This is a genomic window from Bdellovibrio sp. ZFWA1 (assembly GCF_056175665.1).
On sequence record NZ_JBJKJH010000002.1, the window covers coordinates 124227 to 141763 of the forward strand.

20 protein-coding genes and 1 riboswitch are annotated in these 17537 nt (G+C 43.6%); of the genes, 8 read left to right on the forward strand and 12 right to left on the reverse strand.

The window, feature by feature from the left end:
* Positions 1 to 86 precede the first annotated feature (86 nt).
* Positions 87 to 1634: a LysM peptidoglycan-binding domain-containing protein gene (locus tag AC04MN_RS10170; protein ID WP_475383096.1), complete on the forward strand. Its 1548-nt coding sequence runs from the start codon at positions 87 to 89 to the stop codon at positions 1632 to 1634.
* Between the two features lie 158 nt (positions 1635 to 1792).
* A riboswitch (cyclic di-GMP riboswitch) is annotated at positions 1793 to 1875 on the reverse strand.
* A 443-nt stretch (positions 1876 to 2318) separates the two neighbouring features.
* On the opposite strand, the gene AC04MN_RS10175 is transcribed toward AC04MN_RS10170, so the two are convergent.
* On the reverse strand, positions 2319 to 3110 hold the full coding sequence (locus tag AC04MN_RS10175) for an Mrp/NBP35 family ATP-binding protein (protein WP_475383097.1): 792 nt from the start codon (positions 3108 to 3110) through the stop codon (positions 2319 to 2321).
* A 48-nt stretch (positions 3111 to 3158) separates the two neighbouring features.
* Between AC04MN_RS10175 and AC04MN_RS10180 the strand changes: the two genes are divergently transcribed.
* Positions 3159 to 3611 (forward strand): hypothetical protein, encoded by a 453-nt coding sequence (locus AC04MN_RS10180; RefSeq protein WP_475383098.1) that lies wholly within the window; start codon positions 3159 to 3161, stop codon positions 3609 to 3611.
* On the opposite strand, the gene AC04MN_RS10185 is transcribed toward AC04MN_RS10180, so the two are convergent.
* Both AC04MN_RS10185 and AC04MN_RS10190 read right to left on the reverse strand, forming a co-directional pair.
* The gene (locus AC04MN_RS10185) at positions 3586 to 4206 is read right to left on the reverse strand and encodes a class I SAM-dependent methyltransferase (RefSeq protein ID WP_475383099.1); all 621 of its coding nucleotides are present in this window, start codon (positions 4204 to 4206) and stop codon (positions 3586 to 3588) included. The genes AC04MN_RS10180 and AC04MN_RS10185 overlap by 26 nt on opposite strands.
* A 15-nt stretch (positions 4207 to 4221) precedes the next feature.
* Positions 4222 to 4749, reverse strand: coding sequence for a hypothetical protein (locus AC04MN_RS10190; RefSeq protein ID WP_475383100.1), 528 nt, complete (start codon positions 4747 to 4749; stop codon positions 4222 to 4224).
* Between the two features lie 206 nt (positions 4750 to 4955).
* Here AC04MN_RS10190 and AC04MN_RS10195 point away from each other — a divergent pair, with 206 nt between their 5' ends.
* From AC04MN_RS10195 to AC04MN_RS10210, 4 genes are all read left to right on the forward strand, one after another.
* A complete protein-coding gene (locus AC04MN_RS10195; RefSeq protein WP_475383101.1) occupies positions 4956 to 5528 on the forward strand; it encodes a hypothetical protein in 573 nt (190 codons plus the stop codon).
* A 119-nt stretch (positions 5529 to 5647) separates the two neighbouring features.
* Positions 5648 to 7270, forward strand: coding sequence for an FMN-binding glutamate synthase family protein (locus AC04MN_RS10200; protein WP_475383102.1), 1623 nt, complete (start codon positions 5648 to 5650; stop codon positions 7268 to 7270).
* A 55-nt stretch (positions 7271 to 7325) separates the two neighbouring features.
* Positions 7326 to 8102 carry an acyl-[acyl-carrier-protein] thioesterase gene (locus tag AC04MN_RS10205; RefSeq protein ID WP_475383103.1) on the forward strand — a complete coding sequence of 259 codons (777 nt, stop codon included), beginning with the start codon at positions 7326 to 7328 and terminating at the stop codon, positions 8100 to 8102.
* A complete protein-coding gene (locus AC04MN_RS10210; protein WP_475383104.1) occupies positions 8099 to 9127 on the forward strand; it encodes a Ppx/GppA phosphatase family protein in 1029 nt (342 codons plus the stop codon). Before AC04MN_RS10205 ends, AC04MN_RS10210 begins: the two co-directional genes overlap by 4 nt.
* Before the next feature lie 23 nt (positions 9128 to 9150).
* On the opposite strand, the gene AC04MN_RS10215 is transcribed toward AC04MN_RS10210, so the two are convergent.
* The 5 genes from AC04MN_RS10215 to AC04MN_RS10235 form a co-directional block, all read right to left on the reverse strand.
* Positions 9151 to 9993: an MTAP family purine nucleoside phosphorylase gene (locus AC04MN_RS10215; RefSeq protein WP_475383105.1), complete on the reverse strand. Its 843-nt coding sequence runs from the start codon at positions 9991 to 9993 to the stop codon at positions 9151 to 9153.
* On the reverse strand, positions 9990 to 11057 hold the full coding sequence (gene mtnA, locus AC04MN_RS10220) for an S-methyl-5-thioribose-1-phosphate isomerase (RefSeq protein WP_475383106.1): 1068 nt from the start codon (positions 11055 to 11057) through the stop codon (positions 9990 to 9992). Before mtnA ends, AC04MN_RS10215 begins: the two co-directional genes overlap by 4 nt.
* A 13-nt stretch (positions 11058 to 11070) precedes the next feature.
* Positions 11071 to 11721, reverse strand: coding sequence for a class II aldolase/adducin family protein (locus tag AC04MN_RS10225; RefSeq protein WP_475383107.1), 651 nt, complete (start codon positions 11719 to 11721; stop codon positions 11071 to 11073).
* A gap of 42 nt (positions 11722 to 11763) precedes the next feature.
* Complete coding sequence (locus tag AC04MN_RS10230; protein ID WP_475383108.1) at positions 11764 to 13035, reverse strand: sensor histidine kinase; 1272 nt, start codon at positions 13033 to 13035, stop codon at positions 11764 to 11766.
* Between the two features lie 76 nt (positions 13036 to 13111).
* Positions 13112 to 13795, reverse strand: coding sequence for a response regulator transcription factor (locus AC04MN_RS10235; protein WP_475383109.1), 684 nt, complete (start codon positions 13793 to 13795; stop codon positions 13112 to 13114).
* Positions 13796 to 13928: 133 nt separating this feature from the next.
* Between AC04MN_RS10235 and AC04MN_RS10240 the strand changes: the two genes are divergently transcribed.
* Positions 13929 to 14171, forward strand: a complete 243-nt coding sequence (locus tag AC04MN_RS10240) for a Sec-independent protein translocase subunit TatA/TatB (protein WP_475383110.1) — start codon at positions 13929 to 13931, stop codon at positions 14169 to 14171.
* Between the two features lie 72 nt (positions 14172 to 14243).
* Here AC04MN_RS10240 and AC04MN_RS10245 read toward each other — a convergent pair whose 3' ends face one another.
* From AC04MN_RS10245 to AC04MN_RS10255, 3 genes are all read right to left on the reverse strand, one after another.
* Entirely contained in the window at positions 14244 to 14402 is a 159-nt protein-coding gene (locus tag AC04MN_RS10245) for a hypothetical protein (protein WP_475383111.1), read from the reverse strand.
* A 95-nt stretch (positions 14403 to 14497) separates the two neighbouring features.
* A complete protein-coding gene (locus AC04MN_RS10250; protein ID WP_475383112.1) occupies positions 14498 to 14875 on the reverse strand; it encodes a YbaN family protein in 378 nt (125 codons plus the stop codon).
* Between the two features lie 9 nt (positions 14876 to 14884).
* Entirely contained in the window at positions 14885 to 15268 is a 384-nt protein-coding gene (locus AC04MN_RS10255) for a photosynthetic reaction center cytochrome c subunit family protein (protein WP_475383113.1), read from the reverse strand.
* A 121-nt stretch (positions 15269 to 15389) separates the two neighbouring features.
* Between AC04MN_RS10255 and AC04MN_RS10260 the strand changes: the two genes are divergently transcribed.
* Positions 15390 to 16724 carry a glycine--tRNA ligase gene (locus AC04MN_RS10260; RefSeq protein ID WP_475383114.1) on the forward strand — a complete coding sequence of 445 codons (1335 nt, stop codon included), beginning with the start codon at positions 15390 to 15392 and terminating at the stop codon, positions 16722 to 16724.
* A 37-nt stretch (positions 16725 to 16761) separates the two neighbouring features.
* On the opposite strand, the gene AC04MN_RS10265 is transcribed toward AC04MN_RS10260, so the two are convergent.
* Positions 16762 to 17409 carry a GNAT family N-acetyltransferase gene (locus AC04MN_RS10265; RefSeq protein WP_475383115.1) on the reverse strand — a complete coding sequence of 216 codons (648 nt, stop codon included), beginning with the start codon at positions 17407 to 17409 and terminating at the stop codon, positions 16762 to 16764.
* Positions 17410 to 17537: the final 128 nt, after the last annotated feature.

The window sequence follows — 17537 nt, forward strand, 5'->3', positions numbered from 1 at the left end:
TCGCTACAAAAAAGGAAGTTTAAGTCCTTGTTTTCTTGAAAAAATCTATAAGCTCCGATAGCCTGAAGTCTGTTCACGGAGGATTCATGAAGAAAACTCTCAGCCTTGTCGCGTTGGCTTTGCTTTTCACTGCCTGTGCACATAAAGAGACAGCAAAGAATACGGCTTTAACAGACGCAGCTCAGGATGGGGCGGTCGAGATTAAAGAAATGGATTCATTTCGTATTGCTGATGCCGAAGGCCCTGCGGTCAAAGCTCAGGAATTGGAATCGATTCCCACAGAGATCAATCCTCTTGTTGAAAAGTGGATTGGTTATTTCCAGGGCCGTGGTCGCGGTCACATGGAACGCTACTTATCGCGTTCAACTCGCTATGAAAAATTGATGAAGAAGGTTTTGCGTGACAACGGATTGCCTGAAGATCTTTTTTATATTGCTTTGATCGAATCGGGATTTAGTTCTCGGGCCACTAGTACCGCGTCAGCGGTTGGCTATTGGCAGTTTATTCGTGGGACGGGTAAACGCTACAGTTTACAAATTAACTCTTTTGTCGATGAACGTCGGGACCCAGTTTTAGCGACTCAGGCAGCTGCTGATTATTTCAAAGACCTCTATAATATTTTTGGTTCTTGGTATTTGGCGATGGCTTCCTATAACGTCGGTGAAGGACGCGTCTTGCGTGAAACGGCAAAAGCGAATACTCGAGATTTCTGGGAGCTAGTTCGTAAGCGTCGCCTTCCTGAAGAGACGATGAACTACGTTCCAAAGTTTATTGCGGCTCGTTTGATTGCGCAGAATCCTGAAAAGTACGGCTTTGAAGAAATCGACTATATGCCACCGATCGAGTTTGATCACATTGTTGTCAATCAGCCCGTCAATCTGCGCGTGATGGCCGAAAAGTTAAATATCAATTACGAAGATTTTAAAGATTTGAACCCTCGCTACAAAGGTGAAGTGGCTCCGTTAAAATCAAATCAGTTGTCATTGCGTATTCCTCCGGGATCTTCAGAGCAGGCGATGTTAGCAGCGAACGAAGCTTTTGTTGCTGAAGTTCAATTCATCGCGGATTCAGGCGATACTCGTCGTCACAAAGTGAAGTCTGGCGAGACCCTATTCACGATCGCCAGAAAATATCGAACGACGGTGGCCTATATTCGCGAATTGAATGATCTTCCACGAAGAAAAAAATTGCGTCCTGGAATGAGCGTTTATGTTCCAGATCGTACACCGCTATCTCAACGTTCGGATCGTCAAATTGCCGAAAGTAAAACGCCTGTTCGTTATCATGTCGTACAGGATGGGGATTCTTTAAATACTATCGCTGAAAAGTACGGTACTTCAGTGTCCCAAATCCAAAAAATGAACAAGCTAAGCCGTGGCAAATCGTTAAAAGCAGGATTGAAAATAAAAGTTCCGGCTAAAGACGGAGTGGAAGCGCGCTCGCAAGCCAATCGCAAAGTGGCTTCTAGTTCGAAAAAGAAAGTCGTTGTTCACGTCGTTAAAAAGGGCGAGAACCTTTCTTCAATTGCAGCAAAGTATAATGTGACTATGAGTGAGCTTAAGGGCTTTAATCGTCTTAATAGAGCGGCTAAACTTAGTGTTGGAAGCCGATTGATGATTCCACAGATTCAGTAAGTTCTAAGGTCTGCTTGGCAGGCCTTCCCCAAATAAAAAGGCCTGTGAAAATCAACCATGATAAGTCACAGGCTAAGGGGAATGAAACCAATCCTTGAAATATATTTTTTAGAGCGTCCTTCCATTCGCGCACCGTAATTCCGCAGGTGACTCTAACCTTTGGCAACTGGCTGGCATGTCTTTCGACGAAGCCCCTCTAGTTTTGTGCCCCTAGATTTCTCTAGGTTTACCTTGAGGCAAAAGAAGGAATAAATCCTAAGAGTATGACCCTTGGAACCTCCTTTAAAATATTAAGATTGGCACTACCATTCTTTGAAAAGCCCGAGTGTTATGGCTTGTGAAAAGGAAAAAAAATTCTCCTTAATGAGCACTACCCATCCGTAACGTGAATAGTGCTGGTTAAAGAGAACTCATACTAGCGACGTCACTTCGGTGGTTCATCATGATGGTCGTGTATACGATTCTTCATCTAATGCCTCCTCTAGGGCGCTCAACTTTCCCATCGTCAGTTTAGCGACGATTACCGAGCGTGGGTTTCAACAAGATCAGGATAACCAAGGGCGATTGATGTTTTCAAGAGGGCGGATTTTTATTCTCAATTAAGTACAAATTTTGTCTCAGGACGAAAAAAAAGCCGTCACGAGGACGGCCATTTTAAATTAAAATTGTATCGTTTTGTTATAATTATACTGGAAGTAGCTCGCGAAGGCGATCTGCCATTCGTAAAAATTCTTGTGCCTCTGGCGATTGAGCGTGGCTTTCAACTATAGGCACTCCCGCTTCACAAGCAAGGCCAACCGAAGGATTGAAGGGGACTTCACCCATCTTTGGAACATTTTTCGAAGCCATATAAGCATCTAGCTCACCTTTAGGGAACATCTGAATTTTCTCTCCGTTCGCGGGGTTGATCATGTATGACATGTTTTCAACAACTCCTAAAAGCTTCACGCCCACACGATTGAACATGTCGACTGCTTTCTTCACATCGATCAAAGACATGTTTTGCGGAGTGCTTACCAGAACCGAGCCCGCAACAGGTACTTTTTGAGCTAAAGTCAGTTGTACATCACCAGTCCCGGGCGGCAGGTCGATGACGAGATAATCAATTTCACCCCAGGCAATATCACGGAAGAATTGATCCATTGCCTTAAACAGCATCGGACCACGCCAAACAACGGCAGAGCCTTCTTCGACGAGAAAGCCAATAGACATCAGCTTAATGCCATAACGTTGAATGGGTTCGATTTTATTTTGATCATTCACCATGGGCTTTTGATTCAGAGCCCCCATCATGCGAGGAACGCTGGGGCCGTAGATATCTGCGTCTAATAATGCGACTTTATTTTTCTTTCCTAGGGCAACGGCTAAATTGGCTGCAACTGTGCTTTTTCCCACTCCGCCTTTACCTGAAGCAACGGCAATAATGTGTTTTACTCCGGGAATGGCTTGTTGTTGATCGAATGGATTGGTCGCCATAGGGGACTCCTTGAAAAAAGTTGGTGTTCATCTAATAATGAATATTAGATGAATAGCCAAGACTTTTTACTTATTCTCGTTTCGCTGATTGTCCTGGTTTTAGTGTCAACTTGGGTGGGGCGTAAGCCTAAAAGGCCGACTCAGCTTGATTTAAAAGCTCCAGATTCGCAACCAGTCATATTGCCGGCAGAAATGCCGATCCGCCAAGGTACGACCTCGGCCGGGAAGCTAACATCTAAGTATTCCCGCTATTCTCAGACCGATCTGTTAAAGGAATTGCCCTCTGCGGCAACAACGGCGCGCGAGGCTAAAAATCTGAATATTTTGTTTAATTACAATGGTCATACATGGGATGCCTACGAGGTTTTAGGGGTGCCAGCTGGCGCAACGCTAAGCGAAGTCACCCAAGCCTACCAGCGAGAGTTGGTTCGCTCCGAGGCGGTATCCCATGAGTTTTTAGAAACTGCTTATAAAGCTATTTTGGATCGGCGCACACTTTAAATACTAGTTCGTAACAGGTTTCTCCTCGCTCTAGATATTTTCGCTCAAAATGAGTTCTGAAGTTGGGGGCTTGATCCTGGTGCGTGAACTTGCGCTCGTGAATCAACTTCAAGGGCCAAATAGGGTGGTTGTTTTTAAGCTCTTCAAAATAAAAAAGTTCGTTCGTAACGAATTGAATCGTAGCCTCTGGCGGGAGAAGTTCGATCAGTCGCCCCAAGAACGGCATATTAATCCAGCGCTGAGTTGGATTTTTAGATTCGGGATTGGGATAATAGAAAAAAACTTTCTCGATTTTTTTGGGCGGCAAATAATAGTGAATCAATGAGATCGCGTCAGCGTGCACGGGTAGAAGGTTTTCCGGACAGTTGTGATTTTGGTAGCGTCGCAGAAACTTCTGATATTTTTCCAAAGTGCGTTCGATACTGAGCAAATTTCGTTGAGGGTTGTTTTTCGAGTATTGAATCGCCTGGAATCCGACGCCAGCGCCGATCTCTAAATCCAAAGGCTGCTTTTCTGACAGGAATTGAATCAGTTTTTCCACCTCGGCTTCACTAAGGCGGGGGCGAGGTAATTTTTCAGAATTAAAGGCTCTCATGGTGGGGTAATTTAGTTACTTCTTATTATAAAGGCAACTCCAACCCGTTTTTTCTTTTTTTCGATCCAGCATTAAATGAGTGCCCTGGAAAGTCAGGCGGCTTTCGGTAAGGACCTCTTTTTTGAGAAGGCTGTTTTCAAAAATTTGATCCATTTGATCACGGGTGTAAATAGAATCTTTAAAACGAGTCGTAATTTTAGATTGAATGAGTTCTTTATTTAAACTTTCAGAGGTCATGATGGCCTCTTTATTGATGTCACAAAAGCCTTCGCGAAAAATAGATCGAGGGTTGGGATCTAAGATTTCAAATCCAACGCAGAAATCGGATTGCCGTGCTATAAGTTCTTTGGGGCAGTCGTCGGTCCCTCCTGAAAGCCTCCAGGTGCTTGGTAAGTGTTTAGGAACGTTGTCCTGAAAGGCGACTTGAGCTTCTTTCGAAGCTTGAGGGGCTTTTTTGACCAGTTTCGTACTTGCATTAGCAATCTGATAAGCATGAGCTACAACCACAAGAACAATAATTAAAGATGAATTCGCTTTTTGCATGCATCTATCATTATGACGGGGCGGAATCCTGTCAAAACTATAGTATTTCGGGGTTTAATTACACGACCATGGCACATAAAGGCTGTCAAAAATTTGGTCATTTGGATTCTAATTACAAGCAGACTGAATCGGGCTGCCGCGTTTGGTCGGATGTGCTAGTTTCGGATGTCCTTTTATAAGGACGATCTTGTCTAGCGAGGAGCCCTATGAAATCTTTTTTAACATTAATCAGTTTCTTTATCGTTACCTCTGCATCTGCCGCAGATATTAATCAAGGTTTTGAAAAGATACGGACTCAGGCACGTTATTACAAAGATCCTGGCGCTGTTTGCGAGGAAATTGCACGTACAGAATTTCAGGCACAATATCCTGCACCTCAATATGAAGTGATTGTTGGTGTTGCCTACAATTGGAAAGGGCGCACGATTGGTGAATTGGATATGGTGTTAATGGATAAAAATTTAAATAAGGTCGTCATGGTTGGTGAAGTGAAATGTTATACAAACTTTCACTCGGGATTAAGTAAAGCCAAACAACAAAGAAAACGTTTTCTAAGTCATTTGGGTTCAGGCAAACCCTTGCACTTTGTAAATACATCGACGGGCGAAATTTATGACTCATCTAAGTTTCAGTACGTTCAAGAGTTTATTTCGATTTCACAAAAAGGGGGCCGTCAAGCTGGCTTTGACTATGAAATGGAATACAGCCTAGATGAGATGTCTCAAATCCGAGACAAAATGATCGAATGTCAGCGCGCACAACAATGTCCCATAAAATAGTTCGTCGTAGGTTATGGGATTGTCTCAAATTTATTATTAATATTTGTTTATAAATCAAAACATTAATCTAAGCCCTTCTGTGCTTTCGCTAAAATAGAGGAAGTTACAAAGGAAGGGTTATGCGCTCTAAGTTTGTCTATTTTTCTGTCTTGGCCCCTTTGGTGATCGTGGGGCTTTCTTTATTAAATTCTATATTTTTTTGGTTGCTACTGCCGGTGGGGGCTTTGATAGGAGTTGGTTATTTGGACTTCTTTCAGAAGAAGCATTCGGTACGTCGCAATTTCCCCATTTTGGGAAGGGTTCGCTATCTTTTTGAATCGGTGCGACCGGAAATTCAACAGTACTTTATTGAAAACAATCGAGATGGTCGTCCATTTTCAAGAGAAACTCGAAGTGTGATTTATCAACGAGCCAAAGGCGTTTTAGATACTTTGCCCTTTGGAACGCAAATGGATCTTGAAGCCGAGGGCTACGAGTTTCTGACCCATTCGATACTTCCCAAGCATATTGATGTCGCTTCGTTGCGAGTCCGTATCGGCGGCAAGGACTGCCTTCATCCTTACGAGGCTAGTTTGTTTAATATCTCGGCGATGAGTTACGGCTCGCTGTCTCCAACGGCTGTACGTGCACTCAATGGGGGTGCTAAGCTGGGGGGATTTGCGCAAAATACAGGCGAGGGCGGTTTAACCGATTATCATTTAGCTGAAGGCGGGGATATTATATGGCAACTGGGAACTGCCTACTTTGGATGTCGCACTGAAGCGGGGCGTTTCTGTCCTGAAGAGTTTGCCAAAAAAGCTCGGCATCCTCAGGTAAAAATGATTGAGCTGAAGATCTCGCAGGGGGCAAAGCCAAGCCATGGTGGAATTTTGCCCGCTAAAAAACTGACTCCCGAAATCGCCAAAATCAGAGGTGTGCCTTTGGGGCAGGACGTCTTGTCGCCGCCTGCTCATCCAGAGTTTTCTGATCCTATTCAGATGATGAACTTCATTCAGCGACTTCGCGATCTTTCAGGAGGCAAGCCAGTTGGTTTTAAAATCTGTATTGGGCGAAAGCGCGAGTTCGTCGCTATTTGCAAAGCCATGTTAAAAACGCAGATTTATCCTGACTACATTCAGGTGGACGGAAGTGAAGGCGGTACCGGGGCTGCGCCTTTGGATTTTTCAAATCGGGTGGGGACGCCACTGATGGAGAGTCTTATCTTTGTGCATAATTGTTTACGGGGATTTGGTCTGCGTCAGCAAATTCGAATCATTGCTTCAGGTAGGGCCACAAGTGGTTTTGATATTGTCAGGCTTTTATGTGCCGGAGCCGATATGGTATCAAGTGCCCGAGCCTTTATGATGAGCGTTGGATGTATTCAGGCCCTTCAGTGTAATGCCAATACCTGTCCAGTTGGGGTTGCGACTCAGGATCCAGAGCTGTTTGCAGGTCTAGATCCATCCGATAAGAAAGTCCGCGCGGCGCGCTTTCATCATGAAACACTCAAGAGCATTGCAGAACTGGTTGGTGCCTTGGGGGTAGAGCATACCTCCCAATTACGACCTTTCCATTTAAAGCGGCGCACGGCCACGGCTGAGTTTAAAACATATAATGAAATCTACTCTTATCTTCGGGACGGGGCTTTATTGCAGTCGCCTTTTCCCGCAGATTTTTCAAACATTATGGATGGAGCGATTGCAGAAAGTTTTAAACACAAAGACGATCTGACCGAAGATGAAAAAAGAAAGTTAGTGGCCTAAGGCATCGTTCAGGCTTCGAGTTTGACTTCAAAACTTGAAAGAACAAAAATATGCCATGCAACTTTTTGAGCAAAAATACAAAGTCAGTTCATTGATCGTCAACAGTTCAGGGCGCCTAGGCTTGTACTCTCTTTTGAATATCTTGCAGGATTGCGCATGGGAGCATGCTCATAAAATTGGTCATGGTCACTCGGAAACTTTGGGGCGTAATACTTTTTGGGTTCTGACACGTCAAAAGGTCAAGATGCAGCGTTGGTTGCGGTGGGGCGAAGAGTTGACGGTACGTACGTGGATTCGCAACCCGCAGACAGGAAGCGTTGTTCGTGATTTTCAATTAATTGCAGGAAGTGAAGAAGTGATCGGAGAGGCGACTACGGGTTGGTTACTGCTAGATGCTGAGACCCGACGTCCTACTAAGCAGGAAATGTCAAAATTGATTGATCCAGCTTTCGTGGCAGATCAGAGGGTTGCTATTGATCCAGTTAAAATTGTTGTTGAATCTCAAGATGAACAGCGCTTTGAAGACCTAACGACCTTCGAAGTGCGGAATAGCGATCTCGACGTCAATCGGCACGTGAATAATACAAAGTACGCACAATGGATTTTGGATGCTATTCCTGTCGAGTGGCATCAAAGATTTTTACTTCACGAGTACGACATTAATTTTTTAGCCGAGACTCATCTTAAAGATCAGGTACTCATTCAAAAATGCCCCCAAAGTGATTCGGCGGATAAACTTAAGCAAAGCCTGTTTCGTGGAATCAGGATGTCGGACCAAAAAATTGTTTTTGTTGCAAAGACATTCTCAACAGATCAGGAAATTTCGTCATGATGCAAACGATATGTATTATTTTTGTTTTTCTTCTTAGTGTTGGAACAGCGGCATTAGCTCAAGGTGAGATTGCTGGCAAAGATTGCGAGCGTCGATCTGGGGTTTTAGAGGTGGGCTCCGGTTCTACAAAGATTTATGCGGCTCGAATAGACTTTTGCAAAAAAAAGCTTGTCGAAGTTTTAATCGATAAGCGAACGGCAGTTCCTTTTAATGAATTTCTTGAAAAGTCTAAAGCGGGCACGTTAGATGCCGAGGCCTTACAGATGGGTGTGCAAAAAATCACTCCCTTGATGCAAGAGCTGCAATCCTTGTCTTTAGACTCTATTCAAGGGATTGCGACGTCGGCTTTCCGAGTTGCCAAGAATGGTAAAAAATTTGCTAATGATTTGGGAAAAAAGCTGGGCGTTTCTATTCGGGTGATCTCTCAAAAACAAGAGGCGATTTTAGGATACGAGTCTGTTCGTTATCGTTTGGGGGTTGATGGCAATTCCAGCTCTGTCATTGTGTGGGATATTGGCGGTGGCTCGATGCAGATGGTTCATCAAGACATGGCGACAAAGCACTTCGATCTTTTTGAAGGTAATATGGCCTCGGTCAGTTTTAAGAATGATATTTTACGTCAGGTAAAAATTGTTGATATTCAAAAAGTGAACTCCCCCAATCCTATTCATCCGTATGAATCAGCGGTGCTTCAGCTTTCTAAAAATCATGCACGTCTTAATTTGCCTAATTGGGTGCGAAGGAAGTCAGCCCAGGCTCGCTGGATTGGCATCGGTGGAGTTCTATCAGGTTCAGTGCAAAAGCAGTCTAAGGCCGGAGAAAAATATTTTGACCGGGATTCTTTGCAGGCGGCCTTTTTCGCTGCGGCTAAAAAATCAGATGCGGATATTCAATCGGATTATCGAATCACTGATGTATCGAATTTAGCATTGGTTTTAGGTTATATGGATGTGCTGAATATCAAAAAAATCGAAACCCTATCGAGTTCCTTGGGCGAGGGGCTTTTAATGGGGTCAGGCATTTAAATACCTGACCCTCGGTCTATAATTTACATGAACAATGATAGCCAAGATTTTTTGTCAGCTGGAATCGCTTCTGGTGACATGAAGAGGCCGGTTTTAAGTCCGCCATTATTGGCTTCTGAATCTTTCCAGATCGGGCCTGCCGCTAAAATATCTTTGAATAAAGCAAAGGCTTTTGCATTATTGCCTTTCATGACCTTGATGACTTCTTCAACTGTGACATGGGGAATGGAGTCATCCCAACAATCATAATCGGTCACGAAACAGCAAGGAAGGTATGGAAGTCCCGCTTCGCGAGCCAACGCGTACTCGGGGAAGTTCGTCATCCCAATGATGTTTGCCTGCATTTGACGATAGGTATTGGACTCGGCCTTCGTAGAAAAATAAGGCCCTTCAATGACAACATAACACTTATCAAAATGAGTTTTGAAGTTGTGTTTTTTAACTAAAGAACGAACGGCGTGTTCCATTTGTCCACAAGTGGGTTTTGCCAAAGAGACATGGCCGATCAAGCCTTCCCCTAAAAATGTATGCTTACGGACACCTTTTGTGCGATCGATATATTGATTTGGAATGACGAGGTCGCCCGGAGCACATTCTTTTTCCAAAGAGCCAACTGCTGAAAATGAAACGATAGCTTCAGCCCCGGCCTTTTTCATGGCGTAGATATTGGCCCGGTAATTCACTTCAGAAGGAAGATGCTCGTGGTGTTCTCCATGGCGGGACATGAATAAAAACTCATGACCGTTCACGCGGACTTTTTTAAATCCCGATGAGGCTAAGCCAAAGGGAGTGTTGCGATCCATAAGTTCGATGACTTCAAATTCTTCAAATTTTTCAAAACCTGATCCACCAATGACACCAATCATTTTTTACCTCCGTGGAATGCTCCACCCATAACTTGATCAATTTTATATACAGCATTGTCCATAATCCACGCGCTGACTAAACTATGAGGAGTCACGTCAAAAGCAGGATTGTAAACGGGGCTTCCGTTCGGCGCCCATTGAATTTTTTTATAGCCGCCATCAAAACTTCCTTCGACGCCTTGAACTTCAAAAGCTTTGCGCTCTTCAATTGGAATATCGGCGCCCGATGGACAAAGAGGGTCCACTGTTGTGTAGGGACCTGCTACATAGAATGGAATGCGATGGAAGTGACAAAGAACTGCGACCGAGTAGGTGCCAATTTTATTTGCGAAATCCCCGTTGGCAGCGATGCGATCGCAGCCAACGATTGCTTTCGAAATGGCACCTTGGCTCATCAAATGACCCGCCATATTGTCGGTTATCAATGTAAAGGGAATGCCAAGTTTTTGTAACTCCCAAGCAGTTAAGCGGCCGCCTTGAAGTAAAGGCCGAGTCTCATCAACATAGACATGAATTTTTTTACCTTGTTCGAAGGCTTTGCGAATCGCGCCCAACGCAGTTCCAACACCAGCAGTTGCTAAAGCTCCCGTATTACAGTGAGTCAGGATGCGATCACCGTCTTGAAATAAAGTGGCTCCGTTTTCGGCGATGCGATTGCATAGCTGAACGTCTTCTTCAAAAATATCGACAGCGGTTTTAACTAAGGCCTCAACGGAAAACTGTTCCGAGGATAAGACCTTTTTCATGCGATCCATGCAAATCATCAAATTGACAGCCGTGGGACGAGCTTCATAAAGATCATTCGCAGCAACTATCAAATCTGATTTAGACATTTTTTGGATTGCACTTTGAGCCAGCGACAGGGCCGCAGCGACGCCAATTAAAGGAGCCCCACGAACGCGAAGAGCTTTAATAGCTTCGATCATGTCGGACGTGTTTTTGATGTCCAACCATTTTTCTTCGTGCGGAAGCAAAGTCTGATCCAGAAGTTCAAGTTGACAAGCAGCCCCTGCATTGAAGGAGTCCGCTTTAAAACGTAATGAGAGGGATTCAAGTTTAAGCATAACAGATTCCTTTTTAAAGTAGGCGTGGTCCAAGCTGCGTGCGCATTTCTCGAAGTACTGCAATTTCTTCGCTTGGCAACGAAGTCAGTCCCCCAAGCTGAACTGCTTTTAGTAACATCTCGGCGCTGTGTTCGATGCGCTCCATGCCCTTCCAGGCTTCATCGAGGTCTTCGCCCCAAGTTAGGGCTCCGTGCCGCGACAAAAGAAAGGCTCTTTGCTGGGGTAGATAGGGGGTTAGAACGGTGCCCATATCTAAAGATCCGGGACGAGCGTACGGGACAAAAGGGATGCGGCCGCAGGCTAAAATCACTTCGCTAAGGGATTCACTGGGAAGTTCTTTCAGATCCGGTCGGGCGATCGTCCATGCGACAGCCGTCGGTGGGTGAGCATGAACCACGGCGCGTGCCTCGGGGCAATTTTTATAAACTTCAAGGTGCATAAGGCGCTCGCTGGATGGCTTCCCTTTAAGAATTTTGTTATCCAATGTGATAATCGCCATTTCGCTAGGATTCATGAATGCTTTTGAAATCCCAGATGGCGTGATAAGGATTTCTTCGTCGCTGATGCGATAAGAAATGTTTCCGTCCGCAGCGGCCAGCATGTTTCTAAGATGCAGGCGTCGGGCAACCTCTACGATTTGTTCAGATATTTTTTGATTTGGCATGTCTCATTGGATTTAGCGCAAAACCCGTATTGATCCAAGGATTTATTCATATTCGAACTGAATTTGAACCGAAGCTTTTTGAGCGTCCTCTGGGCGCTGTATGGTGAACTTCCAATCGTATTTTTGACATATTGTATAAACCCAGGCCAAGCCCAAGCCATGCCCTTTAAGCGAGTTTTGACCACGATTGAATGGTTCGCCCAGATGTTTTTCAACGAGGGAAGGTATTCCAGGACCATGATCTGAAATTTTAAGAAATGTTTTACCGAGCTCAACTTCGATAGTGCCAGAAGTGTACTTCAGTGCGTTCGACAAAAGATTTGTAATCATCTGTTGCAGTAAATTTTGATTGGCAAAGACTTTTTTTAAAGCGTTATTGTCAGCGCGAAGTAATATGCGTTTTTGGTCTGGAATTGGAAAAAGTCCGATGGCTTGCTGTAAAGCTTGTTGGATATCGATCGCAAACAGATCATCGTCCTTAAAGGGGTTCGCAGAGGACTGACTCCAATCTAAGAACGTCGAAACCAGCTCGTTGAGCTCTTGAGTTTCCTTTTGAAGAGTCAGAATTTCTGTTTCGACTTTAAGAGGTATTTGAGAGCCGTGATATTCGGTCAGAGCTATTCTGAGTTGGTAGATGCCATTACTGAGGATCGTTAGCGGCGTCTTAATTTCGTGCGCCATTTGATACATTAATTGAATTTGATTCTTCTTTTGATTTTGCAGATGTTGGGTCAGATTTAATATGGACTGCGCAAGCTCGGATAGTTCGTCTTTATGGCTTTGAATCTCTTTTAAAACTTTGGACTCTAAGTGTGTATTTTCTGTGTCACTGAGGTGTTTTAGGTATCTTGAAAGTTCGCGTAATGGAGTCAAGTTTAGTCTGGTGATTAAGATTGCGGCGAGGATGCCAATCGCGGCTGTGATTAATCCAATCCACCAGAAAATGCGAGCCTCTTTTTTCCAGGTAATTTCTTCAGAAGTTAGAATTTGTCCCAGGCTTAAGTTGTATAGATTTTTAGCATCGGGAACAGTCAGTACTCGAATCAAAGTCCCATTGAGGCTGATAGTTTGCCATTGTTGTCGGGGGTCGATATGCAAATCTAAATTGTCGACCTTGTGGGATTTATAGACGATCTGGCCTCGATTGTTTGAAACGATGACGAACTGACTGAGTTTGTCCTCTCCTAAAATTTCAGAAATAACTCTGTCGACATCATCGATATTCGTCAATGTGTCCTCTACGAGAGGATCTGATAAAAGTACCAAAGCCATCGAAGCTTCGATGCTACGATCAACCAGACGAAAGCGTTCCATTTCTAAAAGTTTATGCTGAAAAAAGCTGACTGCAAAGACAGTGACAAGTAACACCAGAGTGGTGGTTAAAATGAATCTATTCCTCAAGCCAATAGCCAACATTGCGACGACTTTCAATTTGTACAGAGGAACCGGCCTCTGTTAGTTTTTTGCGAATATTCTTGATTGTGACTTCAACGACATTGGATTCAATTTCGAACTGTGTATTCCAAATTAAATCTAAAAGTTGATACTTTGAAAAGACACGGCCTTTTTTTTCGGCAAGCAGTAGAAGTAGTTGATATTCTTTTCCGGTCAGCTCGATTTTCTTGTTTAAGATATGAACACTGTGTTGAATGCGATCAATTTGCAAATCGCCAATTTCAATTTTCAATTGATCTAAGGGCTGAAGCACCTGATTCCGGCGGTGGACTAAGTGAATTCTTGCTGAAAGCTCTTCCAAAGAAAAGGGTTTAGACATGTATTCGTCGGCACCCTGATTAATCAGGCGTGCCTTTTCTTGAGGACTAGATATGGTTGATAAAACAAAAATTTTTGTTTGCGGTTTGTGTTTTTTTATCAGGGGCAGCAGTTGAGCGGCGTCGTCTCTTTGAAGCATGCGATCTAGAATGGCTAAATCCCACTGTCTTAGGGGGGATTCGACTTGCAAGATGGCATCTTGAAGATTGTGAACTGAATAGACCGAATGGCCCTCTGATTTTAAGGCATTTTCTAAAAAACTTGCGACTTTAATCTCATCTTCGACAAGTAAGATATTCATAATCAAAGTTTAACGCTTTTTTTTTATGAAACCTATGGCTTTTAGCTAAAGCAGGATAAATTTTTTTTTATTTTCGACGCATATTCTCGCCAAAGCTTACAGTTCATGGCAGCAATAAAGAAAAGGAGATCCCATGGGAGAATTCAGCCTTTCGCATATATTGATAGTTGGTATAATTTTTCTTGTATTTTTTGGGCCACAACGTTTGCCTCAACTTGGTAAGTCCTTAGGAGAGGGGATTCGCGAATTTAAAAAGGGAATCGCTCAAGGGGCTCACGAGGAAATTTCAGCTCAGGAAAAACCAGCGCCTCCTGTTTCTGTTTTGGCGCAAAATAATGACCAATCCAAGCAAACTTCTGAGAGCCAGAAGAGTTAAAACAAAACGGGGCGATAGAATCGCCCCGTTTTGCAGGTAGGGATACCAAAAATGATGTCGGAAACGGCTTTGTTATTTATGTAATTTTGATTTGATGCACTGTTTTAATTCAGTGCCAGCAATTGTAGAGTTTTCTTTAAGGCACTCTGCTTTTGCTTCTTTATGAGTCATTTTGCCTGCAAAAGCAGCAGAAGTTGCCATTAGTAAGGCAATCACTGTTAACTTTTTCATTGGATTCTCCTTTTTGTTGCGGACACTGCCGCGTTTTCTGAAATCAGATTAACAAAAAGGCCTGCGAGATGAGTGAATCGAAAATGAAAAGATCTTTATTCTGAAGGACGGGTCCAAATAAAAACGAGGACCGAGGTGCCGATCAAGGCTAGACAAATTTTTCCATAGATGGGGACATAGTTTGTAAAAAGAGCTGTCAGGTACAAGGGAAGCATCAGTATCGTGGCCATTATTTTGGCTTTTTTGCGGATGACTCCTCGGCTTTCCCAGTCCCGAATGATGGGACCGAAAGTTTTTTGAGTCATAAGCCAGTGATACCATTTTTTAGAACTATGCGCCCAGAAATAAGCCGTCAGTAGAAGAAACGGTGTTGTGGGGAGCAGAGGCAGAAATATTCCTAAGATTCCTAAGGCAAGACTCACCCAGCCGAGGATAAAATAAATAATTCTGGATGATTCTTTGAGGGCTCGCATAGAGCCAACTTACTTTTTTTCGACCTTTGGATCAAGATAAGCTGGTTTTAATTCTCCACGATGACACATGTAGCAGGAGGCTTCGGGGCCTCGTTTGCCATCGAATCCATTTTCTTTCAGCATTTGCGTGATTTTGATGTGCTCTTGAGAAATTTTGAAATTTTTCTTTTCGTCCGAGGCAAAATTACTGGTGTTGTGGCAGTCGATGCAGGTTAACCCCAGTTGATTTGAAATAGTGAGCATTTCGTGACGGACTTGCTCTTCGGATTTTTTAAGTTCCTGAGCGGATTGAGCTTGTGCTGAAGAATAGGGCAATAATTCCAGTTTCCACGAATCAAAAAGGGCTACAATCGCCGTTAACGATATAAAAAACATCAGCAAAAGTTTTGTCAAAGTTGCCTCCGTAGATCCATCCTAGCTCATAGCAGGGAATCGCAGGAGTCCAGTTTGGTTGTCCGTTGACCTTTTGCCCAAGGCTTGATACCCCTGATATGTCAAGTACGGGAGATCATTTATGAAAATCAGACGTTGTGAAGACCTACAGACTTTGGTGAGCCTCAGTAAACGCCGTGGCTTCGTCTTTCAATCCAGTGAAATCTATGGCGGATTGGGAAGCTGTTGGGATTATGGTCCCCTCGGTTCGTTAATGAAGTTAAATGTTAAACGAGCGTGGTGGAATGCCATGACTCGTCGACCAGATATTGTCGGTCTGGATGCTGCAATCCTGATGCACCCAACTGTTTGGAAGGCCTCAGGGCACGTTGATGGATTTTCCGATCCATTGGTTGACTGTAAGGATTGTAAAACGCGCTTCCGAGCCGATAATACGGACTCGTATCTTCAACATAAGAAGTGTCCTCAGTGCGGATCGAAAAATCTTTCTGAAGAGCGCAATTTCAACTTGATGTTTAAAACGCATATGGGCCCGCTTGAAGATTCGTCAGCGGTTGTCTACTTACGTCCAGAAACCGCTCAAGGGCACTTTGTTAACTTCCAGAACTGTCAGCAGTCTTCTCGTTACAAAATTCCATTTGGTATCGCAGCTATTGGTAAATCATTCCGTAACGAGATCACTCCAGGAAACTTCATTTTCCGAACTCGTGAATTCGAACAGATGGAAATGCAATTCTTTGTGAAACCAGGGACGGATGCTCAATGGTTTGAAACTTGGAAAGAAACGCGTCTGGCTTTTTATAAAAAATTCGGTATTCGCGAAGAAAACTTGCAGATCCACGTTCATGAAAAATTGGCTCACTATGCTCGTGCAGCGGTCGACGTCGAATATAAATTTCCGATGGGCTTTTCAGAGCTTGAAGGTATCCACAATCGTTCGGACTTCGACTTGACTCAGCACCAGACATTTTCTGGAAAGAATTTAGAGTATTTCGATGAAGCCAATAAAGAAAAATACATCCCTTATGTGATTGAAACGGCAGTGGGTTGTGATCGTTTATTCTTGGCATTTATGTGCGATGCTTACCGCGAAGAGGTCACAACAGATGAGGCTGGCAAGGAAGATGTGCGTATTGTGATGGGTCTTCACCCGGAAATTGCGCCGTACAAGGTTGCTGTTTTGCCTTTATCTAAGAAGGAAGAGCTAACGTCGATCGCGGACAAGGTTCGTGATGCCTTAGCTGAAGAATTTGACGTGACCTATGATGAGGCACAATCAATCGGAAAACGCTATCGCCGTCAGGACGAAATTGGAACTCCTTATTGTGTGACTGTCGATTTTGATACAATCAACGACGAAGCGGTGACTATCCGTCACCGCGATAAGATGACTCAAGAGCGTATTAAAATTGCAGATTTGAACAACTACGTTCGAAACGCCTTAAAGAACTTTTAGGTCGTTAAAAAAGGCAGCCACTAGGCTGCCTTTTTTATTAAAGCTTCTTTTCCAAAAGGATTTTAGGTTCCCCTTTGTCGTCCATTTTTACTCCCACGATTTGGAAGCCGTATTTTAAATTCAGCGCAATCATTTGGGGAAATTGATTACGGGTGCGAGTTTCGATCAAAAGAAAGTTTTGCTTTTTGCACCAGCGGTGTTGAATTTCCATCATTTGGCTAGCAATGCCACCTTTGCGGAAATCCATTGCGACGCCCCCCATCCAGGAATAAAACTTATAGGGCGTCAAAACATAACCCAGTTTGATGCCCACAATGTCGCCTTTGTATTCGGCGATAGTGCAATGGACTCGAGATTTGGTTTCCAATTGATAAAGGAACTTTTTGCGATCGAAGTCATTGAAGATGGTGTTTTTTTGAAAGAAATCGCAAATACGCTCTTTCTCGGCATTTGATAAAGTTTCGCGTTCAATAAAATCAACATTTACTTTTTGAAAGCGGGGAAGCTCCTCGCCCTGGTGAATGATATTTTCATGAAACATTTTTTTAGGACGAATCCAATGCTTGCTGACCGGGTTGTCGTACAAGGACTCGTAAAGCTCGAACTCTTCAAGTGTTTCAGAATGTACGACGGTTCGGTGTAACAGATAGGGTTTATTTTTGTAATGTCGATATAGTTCACTCATGAAAGCCTCAAATTAGAGTTCATGCTCTTTGAAAAGGCTTGTAAAGTCATGTAATTTCAACACTTTTCTGCGATGCCGATGATATGTTTTTTGCTTGATATTGCAGCGCCTCCATAGTTTAACTGAGT

Bases quoted from the DNA above. Each gene is read 5' to 3' on its own strand.
- AC04MN_RS10200 (WP_475383102.1), top strand. From the start codon at position 5,648: ATGCGCTCTAAGTTTGTCTATTTTTCTGTCTTGGCCCCTTTGGTGATC.
- AC04MN_RS10175 (WP_475383097.1), bottom strand. From the start codon at position 3,110: ATGGCGACCAATCCATTCGATCAACAACAAGCCATTCCCGGAGTAAAA.
- AC04MN_RS10215 (WP_475383105.1), bottom strand. From the start codon at position 9,993: ATGATTGGTGTCATTGGTGGATCAGGTTTTGAAAAATTTGAAGAATTT.
- mtnA (WP_475383106.1), bottom strand. From the start codon at position 11,057: ATGCTTAAACTTGAATCCCTCTCATTACGTTTTAAAGCGGACTCCTTC.
- AC04MN_RS10250 (WP_475383112.1), bottom strand. From the start codon at position 14,875: ATGCGAGCCCTCAAAGAATCATCCAGAATTATTTATTTTATCCTCGGC.
- AC04MN_RS10195 (WP_475383101.1), top strand. From the start codon at position 4,956: ATGAAATCTTTTTTAACATTAATCAGTTTCTTTATCGTTACCTCTGCA.
- AC04MN_RS10235 (WP_475383109.1), bottom strand. From the start codon at position 13,795: ATGAATATCTTACTTGTCGAAGATGAGATTAAAGTCGCAAGTTTTTTA.
- AC04MN_RS10260 (WP_475383114.1), top strand. From the start codon at position 15,390: ATGAAAATCAGACGTTGTGAAGACCTACAGACTTTGGTGAGCCTCAGT.
- AC04MN_RS10190 (WP_475383100.1), bottom strand. From the start codon at position 4,749: ATGCAAAAAGCGAATTCATCTTTAATTATTGTTCTTGTGGTTGTAGCT.
- AC04MN_RS10240 (WP_475383110.1), top strand. From the start codon at position 13,929: ATGGGAGAATTCAGCCTTTCGCATATATTGATAGTTGGTATAATTTTT.
- AC04MN_RS10205 (WP_475383103.1), top strand. From the start codon at position 7,326: ATGCAACTTTTTGAGCAAAAATACAAAGTCAGTTCATTGATCGTCAAC.
- AC04MN_RS10170 (WP_475383096.1), top strand. From the start codon at position 87: ATGAAGAAAACTCTCAGCCTTGTCGCGTTGGCTTTGCTTTTCACTGCC.
- AC04MN_RS10245 (WP_475383111.1), bottom strand. From the start codon at position 14,402: ATGAAAAAGTTAACAGTGATTGCCTTACTAATGGCAACTTCTGCTGCT.
- AC04MN_RS10210 (WP_475383104.1), top strand. From the start codon at position 8,099: ATGATGCAAACGATATGTATTATTTTTGTTTTTCTTCTTAGTGTTGGA.
- AC04MN_RS10180 (WP_475383098.1), top strand. From the start codon at position 3,159: ATGAATAGCCAAGACTTTTTACTTATTCTCGTTTCGCTGATTGTCCTG.
- AC04MN_RS10265 (WP_475383115.1), bottom strand. From the start codon at position 17,409: ATGAGTGAACTATATCGACATTACAAAAATAAACCCTATCTGTTACAC.
- AC04MN_RS10185 (WP_475383099.1), bottom strand. From the start codon at position 4,206: ATGAGAGCCTTTAATTCTGAAAAATTACCTCGCCCCCGCCTTAGTGAA.
- AC04MN_RS10225 (WP_475383107.1), bottom strand. From the start codon at position 11,721: ATGCCAAATCAAAAAATATCTGAACAAATCGTAGAGGTTGCCCGACGC.
- AC04MN_RS10230 (WP_475383108.1), bottom strand. From the start codon at position 13,035: ATGGAACGCTTTCGTCTGGTTGATCGTAGCATCGAAGCTTCGATGGCT.